General features: G+C 42.9%; 24 protein-coding genes. 11 read left to right on the top strand and 13 right to left on the bottom strand.

The features are described from left to right. Nucleotides 1–71: 71 nt before the first annotated feature. Nucleotides 72–311, bottom strand: coding sequence for a hypothetical protein (locus LAY57_RS23170; RefSeq protein WP_249069425.1), 240 nt, complete (start codon nt 309–311; stop codon nt 72–74). 58 nt (nt 312–369) lie between these two features. Between LAY57_RS23170 and LAY57_RS23165 the strand changes: the two genes are divergently transcribed. From LAY57_RS23165 to LAY57_RS23150, 4 genes are all read left to right on the top strand, one after another. Then, nucleotides 370–609 (top strand): type II toxin-antitoxin system Phd/YefM family antitoxin, encoded by a 240-nt coding sequence (locus LAY57_RS23165; RefSeq protein ID WP_249069424.1) that lies wholly within the window; start codon nt 370–372, stop codon nt 607–609. A 63-nt stretch (nt 610–672) separates the two neighbouring features. Beyond that, nucleotides 673–1,032 (top strand): type II toxin-antitoxin system VapC family toxin, encoded by a 360-nt coding sequence (locus LAY57_RS23160; protein ID WP_249069422.1) that lies wholly within the window; start codon nt 673–675, stop codon nt 1,030–1,032. 177 nt (nt 1,033–1,209) lie between these two features. After that, the gene (locus tag LAY57_RS23155) at nt 1,210–1,692 is read left to right on the top strand and encodes a papain fold toxin domain-containing protein (protein WP_249069420.1); all 483 of its coding nucleotides are present in this window, start codon (nt 1,210–1,212) and stop codon (nt 1,690–1,692) included. Between the two features lie 42 nt (nt 1,693–1,734). Beyond that, on the top strand, nt 1,735–2,100 hold the full coding sequence (locus LAY57_RS23150; protein ID WP_249069418.1) for a hypothetical protein: 366 nt from the start codon (nt 1,735–1,737) through the stop codon (nt 2,098–2,100). A 268-nt stretch (nt 2,101–2,368) separates the two neighbouring features. Here LAY57_RS23150 and LAY57_RS23145 read toward each other — a convergent pair whose 3' ends face one another. After that, nucleotides 2,369–2,692 (bottom strand): PIN domain-containing protein, encoded by a 324-nt coding sequence (locus LAY57_RS23145; protein WP_249069417.1) that lies wholly within the window; start codon nt 2,690–2,692, stop codon nt 2,369–2,371. A gap of 123 nt (nt 2,693–2,815) precedes the next feature. Further along, nucleotides 2,816–3,058: a hypothetical protein gene (locus LAY57_RS23140; RefSeq protein WP_249069415.1), complete on the bottom strand. Its 243-nt coding sequence runs from the start codon at nt 3,056–3,058 to the stop codon at nt 2,816–2,818. Nucleotides 3,059–3,081: 23 nt separating this feature from the next. Here LAY57_RS23140 and LAY57_RS23135 point away from each other — a divergent pair, with 23 nt between their 5' ends. Then, on the top strand, nt 3,082–3,315 hold the full coding sequence (locus LAY57_RS23135) for a hypothetical protein (protein ID WP_249069412.1): 234 nt from the start codon (nt 3,082–3,084) through the stop codon (nt 3,313–3,315). A 116-nt stretch (nt 3,316–3,431) separates the two neighbouring features. On the opposite strand, the gene LAY57_RS23130 is transcribed toward LAY57_RS23135, so the two are convergent. Beyond that, the gene (locus tag LAY57_RS23130) at nt 3,432–3,749 is read right to left on the bottom strand and encodes a hypothetical protein (RefSeq protein ID WP_249069410.1); all 318 of its coding nucleotides are present in this window, start codon (nt 3,747–3,749) and stop codon (nt 3,432–3,434) included. An 88-nt stretch (nt 3,750–3,837) separates the two neighbouring features. Between LAY57_RS23130 and LAY57_RS23125 the strand changes: the two genes are divergently transcribed. The 3 genes from LAY57_RS23125 to LAY57_RS23115 all read left to right on the top strand — a co-directional run bounded on the left by LAY57_RS23125 (nt 3,838) and on the right by LAY57_RS23115 (nt 5,197). Continuing rightward, nucleotides 3,838–4,050 (top strand): hypothetical protein, encoded by a 213-nt coding sequence (locus LAY57_RS23125; RefSeq protein WP_249069409.1) that lies wholly within the window; start codon nt 3,838–3,840, stop codon nt 4,048–4,050. A 587-nt stretch (nt 4,051–4,637) separates the two neighbouring features. Then, nucleotides 4,638–4,868: a DUF433 domain-containing protein gene (locus LAY57_RS23120; protein ID WP_249069407.1), complete on the top strand. Its 231-nt coding sequence runs from the start codon at nt 4,638–4,640 to the stop codon at nt 4,866–4,868. Continuing rightward, nucleotides 4,865–5,197: a DUF5615 family PIN-like protein gene (locus LAY57_RS23115; protein ID WP_249069405.1), complete on the top strand. Its 333-nt coding sequence runs from the start codon at nt 4,865–4,867 to the stop codon at nt 5,195–5,197. The genes LAY57_RS23120 and LAY57_RS23115 overlap by 4 nt, the downstream gene beginning before the upstream one ends. A 200-nt stretch (nt 5,198–5,397) precedes the next feature. Here LAY57_RS23115 and LAY57_RS23110 read toward each other — a convergent pair whose 3' ends face one another. Together LAY57_RS23110 and LAY57_RS23105 are read right to left on the bottom strand one after the other, a co-directional pair. After that, nucleotides 5,398–5,736 (bottom strand): prefoldin domain-containing protein, encoded by a 339-nt coding sequence (locus LAY57_RS23110; protein ID WP_249069403.1) that lies wholly within the window; start codon nt 5,734–5,736, stop codon nt 5,398–5,400. Nucleotides 5,737–5,738: 2 nt separating this feature from the next. Continuing rightward, complete coding sequence (locus LAY57_RS23105; RefSeq protein ID WP_249069401.1) at nt 5,739–6,653, bottom strand: hypothetical protein; 915 nt, start codon at nt 6,651–6,653, stop codon at nt 5,739–5,741. A gap of 257 nt (nt 6,654–6,910) precedes the next feature. Between LAY57_RS23105 and LAY57_RS23100 the strand changes: the two genes are divergently transcribed. Continuing rightward, on the top strand, nt 6,911–8,287 hold the full coding sequence (locus LAY57_RS23100; protein WP_249069400.1) for a helix-turn-helix domain-containing protein: 1,377 nt from the start codon (nt 6,911–6,913) through the stop codon (nt 8,285–8,287). A 151-nt stretch (nt 8,288–8,438) separates the two neighbouring features. Here the strand turns inward: LAY57_RS23100 and LAY57_RS23095 are convergent, their stop codons facing one another. The 6 genes from LAY57_RS23095 to LAY57_RS23075 form a co-directional block, all read right to left on the bottom strand. Further along, a complete protein-coding gene (locus LAY57_RS23095) occupies nt 8,439–8,675 on the bottom strand; it encodes a hypothetical protein (RefSeq protein ID WP_249069398.1) in 237 nt (78 codons plus the stop codon). A gap of 17 nt (nt 8,676–8,692) precedes the next feature. After that, entirely contained in the window at nt 8,693–8,917 is a 225-nt protein-coding gene (locus LAY57_RS23090; RefSeq protein WP_249069396.1) for a DUF6887 family protein, read from the bottom strand. After that, nucleotides 8,917–9,093, bottom strand: a complete 177-nt coding sequence (locus LAY57_RS36595; protein WP_420839121.1) for a DUF6888 family protein — start codon at nt 9,091–9,093, stop codon at nt 8,917–8,919. Before LAY57_RS36595 ends, LAY57_RS23090 begins: the two co-directional genes overlap by 1 nt. A 45-nt stretch (nt 9,094–9,138) precedes the next feature. Further along, entirely contained in the window at nt 9,139–10,140 is a 1,002-nt protein-coding gene (locus tag LAY57_RS23085; protein ID WP_249069393.1) for a DnaJ C-terminal domain-containing protein, read from the bottom strand. 185 nt (nt 10,141–10,325) lie between these two features. Continuing rightward, nucleotides 10,326–12,368 (bottom strand): molecular chaperone DnaK, encoded by a 2,043-nt coding sequence (gene dnaK / locus LAY57_RS23080; protein ID WP_249069391.1) that lies wholly within the window; start codon nt 12,366–12,368, stop codon nt 10,326–10,328. 52 nt (nt 12,369–12,420) lie between these two features. Beyond that, complete coding sequence (locus tag LAY57_RS23075; RefSeq protein ID WP_249069384.1) at nt 12,421–12,570, bottom strand: hypothetical protein; 150 nt, start codon at nt 12,568–12,570, stop codon at nt 12,421–12,423. Between the two features lie 43 nt (nt 12,571–12,613). Between LAY57_RS23075 and LAY57_RS23070 the strand changes: the two genes are divergently transcribed. Continuing rightward, a complete protein-coding gene (locus LAY57_RS23070) occupies nt 12,614–13,378 on the top strand; it encodes a DUF4351 domain-containing protein (protein ID WP_249069382.1) in 765 nt (254 codons plus the stop codon). Between the two features lie 185 nt (nt 13,379–13,563). Here the strand turns inward: LAY57_RS23070 and LAY57_RS23065 are convergent, their stop codons facing one another. Continuing rightward, nucleotides 13,564–13,848, bottom strand: a complete 285-nt coding sequence (locus LAY57_RS23065) for a hypothetical protein (RefSeq protein ID WP_249069379.1) — start codon at nt 13,846–13,848, stop codon at nt 13,564–13,566. A gap of 276 nt (nt 13,849–14,124) precedes the next feature. On the opposite strand from LAY57_RS23065, the gene LAY57_RS23060 reads away from it, so the two are divergent. After that, nucleotides 14,125–16,395: an NACHT domain-containing protein gene (locus tag LAY57_RS23060; protein ID WP_249069371.1), complete on the top strand. Its 2,271-nt coding sequence runs from the start codon at nt 14,125–14,127 to the stop codon at nt 16,393–16,395. Nucleotides 16,396–16,496 lie beyond the last annotated feature (101 nt).

Raw genomic sequence — 16,496 nt, 5'->3', positions numbered from 1 at the left:
GGGACAGGGACAGGCTTTTACTTACACCACTTGTGCCGAGCTTTAACTAAAGACTCTAACAATCAAATATACTACGTTTGCTCAGGACTGAACAATATGGCTCTACCGTACTTAGTGTACCAAATTATCAGCAAGATTCGTATCTGAAACCTAACTGTATGGGTTTTCAATGCGATCGCACTTTGTTTTATTGGTGCGATCGCGCAGCGTGCCGTAGGCAATCGAGTGAGAGTCAGAAACTGGGTTTCTTCATAAAATCTCTGTAAAAGACAAAAGTTATCGGAGAAATCCGGTTTCTTGTCAGCTGCCAACTTGCACAACTATCACAATCGGAGTAAACTAAGTTTATGGACTTAGTTTTTTAAGAGCATGGAAACTGTAAATATCGATCAGGCTAAGACAAATCTCTCAGGACTATTGTCGCGTGTGGAACTTGGAGAAGAAATCATTATTTCAAACGGATCTATCCCAATAGCGAAGTTGGTTCCGTTTCGTAATTTCTCCAATCGACGAGCTAGTTTAGGGCAAGATCGAGGGAGATTTATTGTACCAGAGGACTTTAATGAGCCTTTGCCAAAAGAGATTTTGGCAGCATTCGAGGGGGATTAAAAGTGAAACTTTTGCTGGATACGCAGTGTTGGTTATGGTGGTTTGCTGAACCAGAGCGATTGAATGAGGATACGATTGCCTACGGCACGCTGCGCGAACGCACATATTGCCGATGAAAGGAACGAATTGTGGTTTTCTGTTGCTAGTATTTGGGAAATAGGTATAAAAGTTGCGATCGGAAAGTTGCCATTGCCAGAACCGATAGATAGCTACATTTCTAGTCGCATGGTGCAGTTAGATGTCCAGTATTTGGAAATTAGATCGCCTCATGCTTTACGAGCGGCTGCGTTACCATTACATCATCGAGATCCCTTTGATCGAATGTTGATTGCTCAGGCTCAAATTGAGGATATGATGCTTGTAAGTGCTGATTCAATGTTCAAGCAATATAGTGATATTTCGATTCTTTGGGCAGCCAATTAGTGATATTTCACTCTTCAGTTTAGATGGTGCGATCGCGCAGCGTGCCGTAGGCAATCGCGTGAGAGTCAGAAAACGGGTTTCTTCATAAAATCTCTGTAAAAGACAAAAGTTATCGGAGAAACCCGGTTTCTTGTCAGGGCGATCGCTCTTTCTTTTAGTGGTGCGATCGCGTAAGCGATGCGTAGCATTATCGCGCGGCGTCCGGTAGGCAATCGCGTGAAAGTCAATTATTTTGAGATATACTTTTATCTATGGGTAGGAGGTAAACTTTCCACTTTGAGTTTAGAGCCGAGTAGTTTAGATGATATTCGTCAAGATATAGCTAAAATCGCTAGTTTTTATGGAGTTTTTCAATGTGTTGAATGTAGTCAGGCAATTAAAGAGTTATTGACAATCAGAAAGGTGCATGGTAAGGAGATCAAGCTTGATTTAGGAAGGCAAGACCTACCTTGGTCGGTAATTTATGATTTACGACGAGGGCAGCAAATTGCTACAAATGGCTACCATGTCGGGATATCAATTACAATTGACGGAGAGGAAATTGTTTTTGATAATATAGATCGTAGTGGCGTAAATCGGGAGGAATGGCTACAAAATTTAACATCTCCTACTCTGGAAATGGGTATGGGAAGTTTTAAGATTATAGAAGAGAAATTTTGAGCATCACAGCTTACAATTATTGGAAAAATATTGAGGTGGATAATGCAGGATTTATATATGCTGATTCAGACAATCAAAAAAGCTCCTTCAATGTACTTGGGAAGACACTCAATTATTTGCCTTCAGGCTTTTTTGTCGGGTTACAGCATTGCTAAACATGAGTTGGGAGAACAGCCAACGAAACAAGACAGCGATTTTATGTTATTTCCTGAGTGGATAAGAAAAAGATTTAACGTGCAGACTAGCCAATCTTGGGCTAACATCATTCTTTTTTATTCGGAGGATGAAAGTAAAGCACTTGATAAGTTTTTTGAATTGTTAGATGAGTTTATTGATCGGAATTCTTCTGAGGTTTTAGCTGAAGGTGAATTGAATGTAGAGCGAGCAGTGCAAGTTGTCAGAAGTTGACAGATAGTGCGATCGCTATCCGTCCAATCATCCCATTGTCATGGTGGAAATGGATAAGATTGTGAGTGAAAAAAGAGGTTGGGTTTGCTTGGGTCAACCTAATCTATAAGGAAGGGCGATCGCGCTTTTTTTGGTAGTGCGTTCGCGCAGCGTGCCGTAGGCAATCGCTATTCGTGCCTAATTGCGATCGCTATGAGTCCAATTATCGCACCGCTTGGGAGCCTGCTGCTAAGGAGTGCGATCGCCGTCCCCTTTCCTCTGACGATGTTCAGATCCAGGATTCCAAGTTGAATGGCTGAACTGCTTGAATGCGCTGGAAGTCTCCATCTGCTGTCACTAGGGTGAGTTGATGCTGAAGTGCAACGGCAGCAATCCACAGGTCATTTTCGCCGATGCCCAATTGAGTGATGTTGGTTCTACGGCGTTGGGCTTTATCTTTTGGGGCGTAGCGATCGAAGACTGCGGCTTTGAGGTTGCCGTAAAGAGAGGCGGTGGTTTCGTCGATGGGGTAGATGTATAGCAGCCCAATCAGGAAGCGTTGAACTAGGGCAAGATTAGCCTGTCGCTGCCCTTGAGCGTGCCGCCATGTCAATCAGTTCTCCTTTGACAATGGTGCAGCTTGCGATTGACTCATCCCCAAGGTTTGCAAGGCGATCGAGTACTTGAATGTTGCCTAGTATGGCATAGCTACAGTGGTTGGTGTCGAGGAGAAACATTACTCGAAGGGATTGGGGCTGTAGTCAAATTGCGCTTCGCCGCGTGAGTGTTGGACGGCTTCTAGACATTCTTGCAGGTCGTCGCCTGACCAAGTGCCGATCGTCTTGAGGTGGGCGAGGAAGGATTTAGCAGATGTGGTAGAAGGTTTGGTTTGTAGAGATTGTATCAAGGTGAGGGCAACGGCCAGGCGATCGCTGGGCAAGGCTTCGATTTCTTGGAGGAGTTGTTCTTTGAGGGTCATCTGGTGTGCGGGGGTTATTGTTTATGGGCGAGCGCTCTTTTATTTTAGGCGATCGCTCATTAGAAAAAAACACTTGCGATCGCTCTTTTTTTGGTAGTGCGATCGCGCAGCGTGCCGTAGGCAATCGCGTGAGAGTTCAGAAACCGGATTTCTTCATAAATTTGTGTAAAAGACAAAAGCGATCGGAGAAATCCGGTTTCTTGTCAGGGCGATCGCTCTCTGTCCAATCATCCCATTGTCATGGTGGAAATGGATAAGATTGTGAGTGGAAATAGATGTTGGGTTTCCTGGCGTTAAACCAAGGTATAAGGGAGGGCGATCGCGTTTTTGTCAATTAACTTTACGAGGCCGATTAAAGCACTTATTTCCCTTGTCAGGATATTAATATAGCTCTATCACTCTGAGGTAAGCTAGAATTGATCGGAATAATATCCTCTACCTCTCTAAGAAGCTGCCAATCAATTACTGCCACCCAAAGGCTTTCTTCTTCAGAATATTGCACCACGCCATCAGCTTCTAATTCTTCGCTATAGAGGGTGAGCAATTGACCATTTTGCAACTTAATATTTTGGCAACTCAAATCTTCTATTGTACCCACACAATTCAGACGAAGACGACCTTTTTTATCGGCATTATGAAAGTCTGCAAAAATTTTATTGGTATTTGTATGAGGTGCGATCGCTTGAGGCATTGGTTTACATCTGTAAAGGGCGTAGGATACTGGTAGGTAGATCGCTCTCAGGCAAGCTATAATTATGGAGAGTTTCTGGAGTATGACAATGAAAACCTATAGCTTTGATGCAATTGTAGAGTTAGTGGAAGAAATGGCTGATGACGAACAAATCGCCCTGATCGATTTGCTCGGGCGACGACTTAAAGAAAAACGGAGAGATGAGATCGCTCTCAATATTGTTCGTGCCGATGAAGAGTATTTGCATGAACAAGTATTCCGAGGCACAGTAAATGATATAATGGCAGAATTAAAACGATGAGAACCCTTGTCTTAGCCTCTTCGTTCAAACGAGCTTTCAAATCCTTAATCCGCCAAAAACCTGAAATGGAGGACAAAATAGCTGAGCGACTATAACTATTGGTAAACGATCCATTTCATCCCTCACTTAAGACCCACAAACTGAAAGGTAAGCTATCTGGGGCATGGGCTTGTGCTGTAGAGTACGACTGTAGAATAGTCTTCAATTTCAAGAAATATTCGGATTCTGATGTCGAAGAGATTGTTCTGATTGATATTGGTAGCCATGACGAAGTTTATTGAGTTCATTTTTTAAGCAAGAGACGTAACTTGCTCATCATTGAGCAGAATATAAAGTGAGTCTAAATCAATAAGCGATCGCTCTTTCTTTTGATGGGCCGATCGCATAGCGTGTCGTAGGCGATCGCTCTCCTTCCAATCATCACATTGTCATGATGAAATGGAAAGATTGTGAGTGCAAAAAGAGGTTGGGTTTACTTGCGTTAACTTAAGCTACAAGTCAAGGGCGATCGCTCACTCATGAAAGAGCAGGAAAAAAGTGGTTTTTTAGGCTAAACTGGCTGTATAAATACCAAACTTCACTTAGCCATGAGCTATCGCAATATCATCACAATTGAGGCAGGTAAACGTGGCGGCAAGCCTTGTATCAGACGTATGCGGATTACGGTATACGATGTTTTGGGCTGGTTAGCAGCTGGTATGTCCCATGCAGAAATTTTAGATGACTTTCCAGAGTTGACAGAGGAAGATATTAAAGCTTGTCTGGAATTTGCCGCAGATCGAGAACGTCGTTTAATTGCTATAGTAGGTGAAAGTTGAAACTGCTGTTCGATCAAAACTTGAGTCGGAAGTTAGTGAATCGTCTGGCTGATATTTTTCCAGATGCTAGCCATGTTCAGTTTCACGCGCTTACAGACGCAGATGATAGCGAAATTTGGGAATTTGCGAAAATTCAAGGGTTTTGTATTGTTACTCAAGATGCCGACTTTGCTGAAAGAAGCCGCCTTTACGGTTCACCGCCAAAGGTGATTTGGCTGCGGTGTGGCAATACACCCACAATAAACGTGGAAGCAATACTTCGATCTGGGGTAGAGGCAATTCAAGACCTGATCGATAGTGCTACTTTAGATTGTCTGGAGCTTTACTGACGAACAAACTTTCAAATCAAGTTTACTGTCTATTAATGACGATCGCTCTTTTTTTGGTAGTGCGATCGCCTGAGAGTCAGAAACCGGGTTTCTTAATCAAATCTCTGGAAAAGATAAAAGTTATGGCAGAAACCCGGTTTCTTTTTGGTGCGATCGCTATCCGTTTAATCATCGTATTGTTATCGATTATAAGATTATTTTTATTGGTTCGTAGAGGTTTTCGGTGGCGTTGACGACCCGGCAGACTTTTGATTAATTTTTGCTTCCAATTCTGTTACTTTTGTTTCTAAGTTTGTTATTTTCGTTTCCAATTCTGTTATTCTTTTTTCTGATTCATTTACCTTTGTTTCCAATCTTTCTCTAATTCCTGCTGTCTGAGCAAATGTCATAAAATAAGTTAAACCAACAATTATCACAATAGCAACTACAGAATATACTTTGTTGCTTAAAATTGATCTACTTGCACGTCCATAAGACTTGGTAACTTTAAAGTCTACCTGTTCTCCCGAGTCGGTATATTTCGGTGGTTCTTCGGACATATTCAATTCCCTCCTCTTAATAAACAGTTGATTACAGGTTTAGTATCATCTGTTTTTTTACCACATATTGTAAAAATCGAAAATTTAATATTATTTTCTCCGCAAGCTCTAGAAATATTGTTAATCATTCTTTTGAAATGATGTTCGGCATATTTTTTAGAGTCATTAAAATTACTTATGTCTAAATGTCCATTATCAATCAATTTATCGATTAAATCTAATTTATTAATCACCAGAATAACACTTTTCAAGTTTTTGCTATGTAAGCTATCAATAAGTATTTCTAAGATTGCGTCACCAATGTAGCTCTCTTGTTCATAAACTCTTTCTTTTATTTTATCTATGATATCTCCATCGATAAGCCAATTAAATAGAGCTTCATCATTAAGCGGATTACCATGTTCATCATTTTTTCTAGGGATAAGATCTACAATGAATACAATTGCATTAAGTACGCGACTGCCTTCAGCACCAAAAAATCCTGGGTCAGCGTGGTTTATTATCTGGCCTGGTTTTTGTCCTCTGTAATCGGCTATTTCCACGTCCATATAGTTTCTCAATTCTAACGGAACTTTGTAATTATAATAGTCAAAGTTCTCAGTCGATATTATAGGTTTAGCGGTATCGCAAAACGTAAAAGCAGTTGTTATAAAAGTAGTTTTACCACTTCCTGCACGCCCAAACGTACAAATTCTATAAATTGATTTTTTAATAAATAAATTCTTAACAAAATTTTCCAAGTCCTCTCTGATAGGTGTAAATAACCATATTCCAACTCCACTAAATACGAAAAGTGCAACAGGTATAGCAGCTTGGCGATCTGGAATATAATAAAATATCCCACATATAACGCTAATGAAAGCAATTAAGTAAATAATGATAGCAACTATACCCTTACGGCTCACCTTACGGCTCATAACATCTCACAACTCCATCGCAAGACTACAAGGTATAAAACGACAAGCGTTTAATCCTTAATTTATGGTTTCATACTTCTCCCATCATTCCTGAAAAATAAAACCTTTGTCTACCCCAAAAATGTTCAATTTTGTCACCATTTCTTCCCCAAGCTCACTCTCTTCAATCTAATTTTGTGCAAAAATGTAGAAAATTGTACTAAAATGTACTAAAATGTGCGCTATAATACACAAAATGCTCACATCTACCAACCACGATGAATCTTAAAGAAATGTTAAAATTCGCTGATGATATAGTATTTGCTAAAACTGGTCAGCACCTCGACGATTTACAAGAAGCGGTACTGCAAGGAACTATACAACGCGAGACATATAAGCAAATAGCTAAGGATTTTGACTGTTCGGAAAGTAGTGTAAGGAAAGTGGGCGCGGAATTATGGGAAATACTTTCAGAAGAGTTAGGGGAGGATGTCACTAAATCGAATTTTCGATCGGCAATGCAAAGATTGCAAAACTCTAATGTTGTAAACTTTGCACAAGACGTTGTAGTGAGCAGTACTTTTAACGTTTGTGCGGGAAGTAGACACCCGCCAGATATACGAACCTCACACCCACCTAATCAGGAAACAGCTAACACAAAGCAAACTAAAACATCACATCAAGATTTAAGCGAAATGCAGGAGTTGGGTGCTTTCTACGATCGCACTCCCGAACTCGACACCCTCACCACATCGATTTTACAACAACGCTGTCGCTTAATAGCACTCACGGGTATCAGCGGTATCGGCAAAACAACATTAGCTGTGCAACTCGTACAACAAATTAAAGATGAATTTGAATATGTAATTTGGTGCAATATAGACGAATCATACACCCTAGACGAATTTCAACATAAACTAATCCAGTTTTTCTCGCAGTCAGAAAAGCAAGATTCGCCTGCAACTAAGCAAAAACCATTACCGCTAATTAAATATTTACAAAAATATCGCTGTTTAATAGTCTTAGATGACGTTCACAACCTTTTCAGTAGCGGCGAATTGGCAGGAAAGTATAAACCTGGATACGAAGAATATCGCACTCTATTCAAACAGATAAAAAAATTATCCCATCAAAGTTGCGTTCTGTTAATAGGTTGGGAACAACCGAGAGAAGTTCCTCAGATCGAAAGCCAAAATACTCCCATTCGTATTTTACAACTTACTGGTTTAGACACCGCTGCCGGATGGGAAATACTGAGAGATTATGGATTAGCAGAAATCGACAACTACTCAGAACTCATTCACCGTTACCAAGGCAACCCTTTATGGTTAAAAAGCGTTGCGACTCTGATTCAAGAGTTGGGAGGATGCGTGACTGAGTTATTACTAGATGATACCATATTGTTGCCAGAAGATTTGAAAGATGTTTTAGAGGAGCAGTGCGATCGCATATCCGAACTCGAAAAACAAGTTATGTCCTTATTAGCTAAGGAAAACGCCCCTGTTAACCTGGCAAAATTGCTAGAGAATGGCAGAATGCGATCGTCTGATTTAATAAACGCGCTGCAATCTTTATCGCGGCGCTGTTTGATAGAACAGCAAGCAAATTTTTACACTCTGCCACCTGTACTGAGGGAATATATCAAAGGGTTATAACTTAACGCAATTACCACAAGGTAAAGGGTTATATAGCAACCGCCTTGGCGGTTAGGACATTCTGAATTCCTGAAACGTTGGCGGATTCTAAACCCTTCTTCCCCTAGCCCCTAGCCCCTAGCCCCTAGTCCCTAGCTATAAATATGCGTTTTCAAATGTTTGATTCGGTAAAACTTACAGAAGCAATCCCCCTCACTGATGGAGGAACATTTGGATCGTCAACATTTTCTTTATCAAATTTACATTCTTCTCCCTGTATTTCTACCAATTCTCCTACTTCTATAAAGGGTAATTTAAGAGCCACTTTTCGCAAGGCGATAATTTTTTCCCTTGCTTGTACAGCGCTGGCAGATTCTAACTTAAATTTGTAATGTATTGTCAGCCCCATTGTTCCATCTCCTTTTGTTAGACCGCCGCCTCACCGTTGCGATCGGCCCCTTGCATTTTCCGCAGAATAGCTGCTTGGATTTTAGCATCAAAGTCAGGATCGTCTACTGTCGTGATAATATTGCGCGGACGCTCACTGAGCCTATCTAGATATGCCCGAAGAGCAATTTTATCGTCACGATGTTGGAGAAAGTATCGCCTTAACTCCTCATCAGACATAGCAGCGTAATTAACCTGATTCATCAGAAAACCTCCCCATTTAGCGTAATCTGGAATTCAAGATTCTCAGTGTTTCCAGCCAAAACATACAGGTTGCTTGTTCGGTCATCAATACAGACAAGATGTATTGGCTGAAGCATAATGTACGTTAACCAATAACTAAGACGATATAAGCCTCTGAGTTGGGCATCGGTAGGCATCCAAGGTACTCACTCCACACACTGCATCATGAGAATCTTTTATCTTTACACTGGTAAATCGGCACGGGGATTAAAGGTTTCAATCTGCCGCAATTTCTCGTATAATTCCCGTTCTCGCAAACTGGGATTTTTGGGAACGAGTATTTGAATTTCTACTAATTGATCGCCGCGTTCGCCATCATCTCCGGGATATCCTTTATTGGCAAGACGCAATCTTTGTCCAGATTTAACTCCTGGTGGAATTGTCATTTTAACTCGACCATCCAGGGTTGGCACTTGTACTTGTCCTCCCAAGACTGCTTCGCTGGGGGTAATTGGTACGTGGCAGAGAATATCGGCACCTTCTAGTTGGTAAAAGGGATGAGATAATACTGTAATTATTAGGTAAAGATCGCCTCCCTCGACGCCTTGACCTTTAAGACGAATGCGCTGATCGGTGACCATCCCACCTGGCATATTAACTTCTAGCGATCGCCCATCTTCCAAGCGAATGCGTTCTAACCCTCCAGTATAAGCTTTTTCTAGAGGTAGGGTCAGTCGCGCTTCTATATCTTTACGGTTGGCACGAGCAGAAATTGTATATGTCGTCTTCGTGTTGCCGGGACGGAAGGCATCGGCTGAGATCCCTTTTGTATTGCTACTGGGAGGAGGCGCTGCTGTTGCCACCCGGCTTTCTTTGCGGCGTCCCAGCAGTTGATCGACAAAGTTGTTAAAGTCGCCAAACTGACTGAAATCGAAATCTTGCGTGCCAGTGCGATCGCCATTAGTGCGATTATCCCAGGTTTTAGGCTGGCGAACATTTCTGTTGAGGAACCCTCTCCTGTTCCAGAAGTTGCTGAACTGATCGTACTGCGATCGCCTACTCGGATCGGAGAGAACTTCGTAAGCCTCACCAATATCTTTAAATTTCTCCTCGGCAGCTTTATTTCCCGGATTGAGATCCGGGTGATACTGTCTGGCTAACCGCCGATATACCTTCTTAATTTCCTCTGCCGAGGCATCTCTAGCAATGCCCAGAATCTCGTAGTAATCCCGAAAATTTTGCATACTTATTTGTCAACAGTCAAAGGTCAAAAGTCAATAGTCAATAGTCAATAGTCAATAGTCAATAGTCAATAGTCAATAGTCAAAAAATAATTAATTACAACTGACAACTGACAACTGACAACTGACAACTGACCACTGACCACTGACCACTGACCACTGACCACTGACCACTGACCACTGACCAATTACAACCAATCATCATCATCATCATCCCAATCGTTACTTTCGGAAACTTTGCGAGGCTTACCATACCCTATGCTCTCAGAAGCATTACTGCGAGACGACTGACCTTTTCCCGCGCCGGAGTATGGGCGATCGTTATCGCGACTGGGGTAGTACGGTCGTTCTTCCTCGCGATCGTCTCCTGAGAAGGCCCGACGAATTGACCCAAAGAAGTCATCTTCTTCCTCACTAAAGCGCAGGCGTATTTCCCGTTGCAACTCGTAAAGGGCGTCTTGCAGGTCTGCCTGGGCGCGATCGATCCCGCGATCGTCGTTTTTGGCCAAATAGTCGCGCAGTTCCTTGCTGACGCTTTCAATGCGATAGCGGTACTCGTTGGCAAACTGCATCCCAAAATCGAGCGATACTTCTCGAAGTTGTCGTTCTGCTTGAGTAATGAGAGATTCGGCGCGGTTGCGTTTCTCAATGCGTTCTCGCTTTAATCGATCGGCATCAGCATATTCTTCCGCATCCTGCAACATCCGGGCCACCTCATCCTGGCTTAAGGTAGAGGCTCCTTGGATCGTGATACTCTGTTCCCGACCCGTGCTTTTATCTTGAGCTGTTACCTGCAAAATCCCGTTGGCATCGATATCAAAAGCTACCTGAATTTGCGGTATTCCTCGCGGTGAAGGGGGAATGCCGAACAGCTTAAACCGTCCCAGCGACTTATTATCCGCCGCCATTTCCCGTTCCCCTTGCAGAACGTGAATTTCCACCAAAGTTTGATTGTTTTCTCCAGTAGAAAAGATATCGGAACGGCGCACTGGAATTGTGGTATTGCGGGGAATGATTTTTTTCATCACGCTGCCGATCGTTTCCAGTCCCAGAGACAGAGGAGTTACATCCAATAGCAGCACATCTTTGAGTTCTCCCGCCAAAATACCGGCCTGAATTGCCGCACCTACAGCAACCACTTCATCGGCGTTAATATTTTGATTAGGTTCTTTGTCAATCAAGCTGCGAACCATCTGTTCCACCATCGGCATCCGCGTCCCACCGCCGACTAATACCACTTCGTCAATTTGAGCCGGATTTAAGCTGGCATCGGAAAGAGCGCGTTTGACAGGACGGCGCAGTCTACTGACTAAATCTGTACAGAGACTTTCAAATTGGGAACGAGTCAGAGTGGTTTCCAGGTGTACTGGCCCTTCTTGCGTAGCGGTGATAAATGGTAAGTTAATGTCGGTGACAGTAACGCCCGAAAGCTCGATCTTAGCTTTTTCGGAGGCTTCGAGCAGGCGTTGCAGAGCTTGGCGATCGCGCCTTAAATCCACACCTTCCTTTTCCAGAAACCCCTCTGCCAACCAGTCAACTATTTTTTTATCAAAATCATTACCGCCCAGTTGAGTATCGCCGCTAGTCGCTTTGACTTCAAAAACTCCATCTCCCACTTCCAGGATAGATACGTCAAACGTACCGCCCCCCAAGTCAAATACTAAGATAGTTTGAGTTTCGCGGCGATCGAGTCCATAAGCCAAAGCCGCCGCCGTTGGCTCATTCAAAATCCGCTTCACCTCTAGGCCAGCAATTTGCCCAGCATCCCGCGTTGCCTGTCGCTGGGAGTCGTTGAAATAGGCCGGAACCGTAATTACGGCCCCCGTCACCTTTTCCCCCAGGTAGCGACTCGCCTCGTCTGCCAACTTCCGCAGCACCATTGCCGAGATTTCTTCCGGGGCAAATTCTTTGTTCAGGCGAGGACACTTGATTTTTATGCTGTTGTTTTCGTCTTTGCGAATGTTATATGGCACTCGCTTTGACTCTGGATTGACTTCTGCATAATTGCGTCCAATCAACCGCTTGACCGCATAAAACGTATTCTGCGGGTCGAGGACTGCTTGCCGCCGCGCCATTTGTCCGACGATGCGTTCCCCTTCTTTGTTGAAACCAACCACGGAGGGAGTTATCCGCATACCTTCGGCATTGGCAATAACAACCGGCTTGCCACCCTCCATGACGGCTACTACTGAGTTAGTTGTCCCCAGGTCAATGCCGACTATTTTGCCCATGCGTCTGTGTTCTCCTCGCGTGTCTTAGTTGAGAACTAATGCTGAATTTATTCTATCTTGCCAAGGGCTGATGCACGGAAGTGGGGAATGGGAGAGTGGGGGAGTGGGGGAGTGGGGGAGTGGGGGAGTGGGGGAGTGGGGGAGTGGGAGAGTGGGGGAGTGGGAGAGTGGGAGAGTGGGAGAGTGGGAGAAGATCGATCATTTAACAGGTGTAAGATTTTGGCATCTGGCTATGGCATCTGCCGATGATAGACCACGATCGACTGTTTAAGGAACTGCTTACTACTTTCTTTCCCGACTTCATAGACTTATTTTTCCCGGATGTGGGGAACTTCAGCAAACGGATGTTTCGCTATTTTGCCCGTTTGTACGAGAAACACGATTTACCAGTTTATCCGATCGCCTTATTTTCCTACGATATCCCCCAACGCGCCGAGCCAACTTTCCATCGGGCTGATTTCCCCGATTTTAAGGTGCTGGAGTTCAATTATCGGGTAATTCAGCTAAATCGGCTGAATTGGCGAGATTTTCTGCGTTACCAAAATCCGGCAGCCAGTGCGTTAATGGCCAAAATGAAGATAGCGCCGTGCGATCGGCCCAGAGTGAAATTGGAATGTCTGCGCTTGATGGCTACTTTGAGGCTAGATAGAGCGCGAATGCGTTTGATTTCCGGGTTTGTTGACACTTATCTGCGCTTGAATGCAGAGGAGGAAACGCTTTTCCGAACTGAGATTAATACAATTGAACCATCTGAGGGAGAGGAAGTTATGGAAATTGTCACCAGTTGGATGGAACAAGGAATCGAGCAAGGACTCCAACAAGGACGCCAGCGCGAAGCATCTCTAATTCTTCGCCTACTCAATCGTCGCATTGGTGGAATTGCTCCTAATTTAGAAGCAAGAATTCGCGGATTATCTGTTGATAAATTGGAGGAATTGGGTGAGGCATTGTTGGATTTTTCCGATGTTGCCGATTTGATTGCTTGGTTTGATAGAGAGGTAACAACTTAGTAGAGGTTTGGGCCGATCGCATTTTGTCCCACGCACCTGCCGGAGAATAAATGATGCTGTTGGCGAATTGATGAGGGTTTAATTATACACAGAGCCAATAGCAACGTTTGCAGCGAAAGCCCGCCTGGGGTTTAAACCCCAGGCGGGTGTGGGAGACGACACCGCTAATTAATTTACCAACAGTATCATTGATTCCCGCGATCGCGACTGGCTAATTGTCTTCGTTGACGACTAGCTAATTGTTTTCGTCTTCGTCTTGTTCGGAATGGGTAGAAGTGGGTGAAAGGAAGCGATCGCTTTTTATGCGAATCGCTCTTTCCCTTTTCCACAATCATCTTCAAAAGAGCATCACCAGTTCTTTCCACAACCCAAGTTAAGATGGCGGTCAGGAAAATCGTTGCAAACAAAGAAACAAAGTCCATATTCACGTAATAGTGTTCTACTACTCTCCACAAACCATTAATAAACAACGTATGGACTTGCGCCCTGCGATTACTCGGTCAATTTGTATTCGTCTGTGATCTTTATCACTTAACGTAGTGAAACATATCAATAAATTTGCTATTTAGTAGATTTACCCAGAGATAGGGTTATTAAAATATGTTATTTTGTCTATAAACAATATAAGTATTTATTATAATACAGCTTAGCAGACAGGTCATCCAAATGCTGTATCCATATTTATCGCTTTGGAACCGCACTCAAGAGATAATATCCCGCATAGCAGAGGCATCTCTCGCCAGCCAGTGAATAACTTTTTTAAGGGCAAACCAGTCGATCGTCAGATATTTGTCCAAATTTGCGAAAAGCTAGACTTAGAGTGGGACGAGGTAGTTGCCAAGCCCGCCAGACAACCCGAACCAGAGGACAACAAGCAGAACAAAGATATTGATATCGATGCACTCGTGCAGCAAGTCCGCCAAAAGCGCCACGCCAAAATCCAATACCAGTGCGGCACCATGCGAATGCTGGACATCGAACAGCCCATAGCCACTACAGAAATCTACACCGATGTGAATATCTTAGAAAAAATAACTAGCCAGCAATGGCGAGAAATTCCTGACTTGGTGCAAGGCTTCAACCCAGAATCAGATGAGTTTGACAGACTTGGACTAAGTAGACGACAGGAGAGAGTACCAGGTTTAAAAGCTGTGGAGCGTTACTCTAAGCTGATGGTACTCGGCAAACCAGGCGCGGGTAAAACCACATTTTTGAAGTGGTTAGCTGTTAAATGCAACTTAGGCGAGTTTCAGCCGCACCTAATACCAATTTTTATCAGTCTCAAAGATTTTGCTAAAAATTGTAGTGGTGAAACCGAATTAAAATTATTTAACTATATCAATAACGAACAATTTCGTTATTGTGGCATTGTCGATGAATCGGTAACAGAAACCCTACTTAATCAGGGTCGTGTCTTGATTTTGCTAGATGGATTAGATGAAGTTTCCGAAGCTGATGAAGATAAAGTGATAGACGAAATCAGAAAGTTTTGCCAAAGATATTTTAAAAATCAGTTTATCGTCACCTGTCGTATTGCTGCTGCAAAGTACAGGTTCACAGAGGAAAATTTTACAGATGTTGAAGTAGCAGATTTTGACTCTCACCAAGTAGAAACGTTTGCAAAAAAATGGTTTATTGCAGTTGCAAAGAATAATCGAGAAGAGGGAAAAGCAACAAATAATAGGTTTATTGAAAAGCTGAATCTGAGAGAAAATGATCCAATACGAGAACTAGCAGTCACACCGATTTTGCTGAATCTCACCTGTTTAGTTTTCCAAGAAAAAGGCGAATTTCCGCCAAAACGTTCAAAGCTATATGAAGAAGGACTGGATATTCTCCTAATTAGATGGGATGAATATAACGGGATTCAACGGGATGGAAGGTATTACTATTTATCTTTGTCATGTAAGAAAAAGCTGCTTATTCAGGTAGCATCCATCACATTTGAGGAGGGAAATTATTTTTTTGAACGAGACAAAATACAGCTGATTATCGCAACCTATCTCCGCAATTTACCCAATATGCTAAGACCTGACCAAACAACATTGCAGCGTGATAGTGAGGCGGTGCTAAAATCCATTGAATCACAACATGGGCTATTAGTGGAACGGTCACAAAGAATTTACTCTTTTTCTCATTTAACGTTTCATGAATATTTCACAGCTAAATATTTTATTGATAGTTTCAATCCAGAGTACTTAAAAAATTCGCTCAAGCAAATCACCACGAAAAGCTGGCGAGAAGTATTTCTACTAGCGGCTGATATGATGCAGCCTGCTGATAAGTTAATGCACTTAATGAAGCAACGGACTGATTCTCTCGTAGCCAATGATGAGAAATTACAGCAATTTCTAGTGTGGGTTAGTCAAAAATCTCTCTCAATTAATCCTACCTATAAATATAAACCAGTAGCAGTTAGAGCTTTTTACCTTGCTATCGATCGCCCTCCTGACAAAGCCTTTGACCTCGCCTATGCCCTTGATAGCTCTCTCAATTCCGATCTTGTTAACCTCCGCAGAATCTCTAGTGAGGAACGGCGTCGCGACCCCTTCTTTAACCGCTACTATAAATTCGACCCCATTCGCGACCTCGCTTCTGACCGCGACCTTGTTCTGGTTGCTACTGACCCACATATTAGCCTCATTTCGTATCTCAACCGCGCCCTTAACTATACTAGAAACATTGAATTAAGGTGTAAATTAAAACTACTTAAGCAGCAACTACCTGACACAGATGGTAGAAACTCAGAAATATTTAAGGTATGGTGGCAGGATCATGGTCAATCCTGGACTGCTCAATTAAAAGCAGTGATGATTGAGCATCGCAATATTGGTCACGATTGGCAGTTCAGCGAATATCAGAAACAATTGCTTAAGCAGTATTACGATGCCAATAAATTGCTGGTAGATTGCCTGAATAGCGGTTGTGCAGTCAGCCGCGAAGTAAGACAAGAAATAGAAGACACCCTACTCTTACCCATTGCCGAAATCGAAAAACGTCAACAACCCATTTCCTAGTACATTGGTAGAGTGCGTCAAAGTCGAAAATCTTGTATAAATCGATATCTTCAAAATCTGACACACCCTACAAACTGATATAGGTACGTTGTTGCGCTTTA

Origin of the sequence: Argonema antarcticum A004/B2 (assembly GCF_023333585.1) — a bacterium.
In the GTDB taxonomy this organism is placed as follows: domain Bacteria; phylum Cyanobacteriota; class Cyanobacteriia; order Cyanobacteriales; family Aerosakkonemataceae; genus Argonema; species Argonema antarcticum.
Note: the sequence above shows the minus strand (reverse complement) of the source record. Positions and strands in the feature narration are given on the sequence as shown.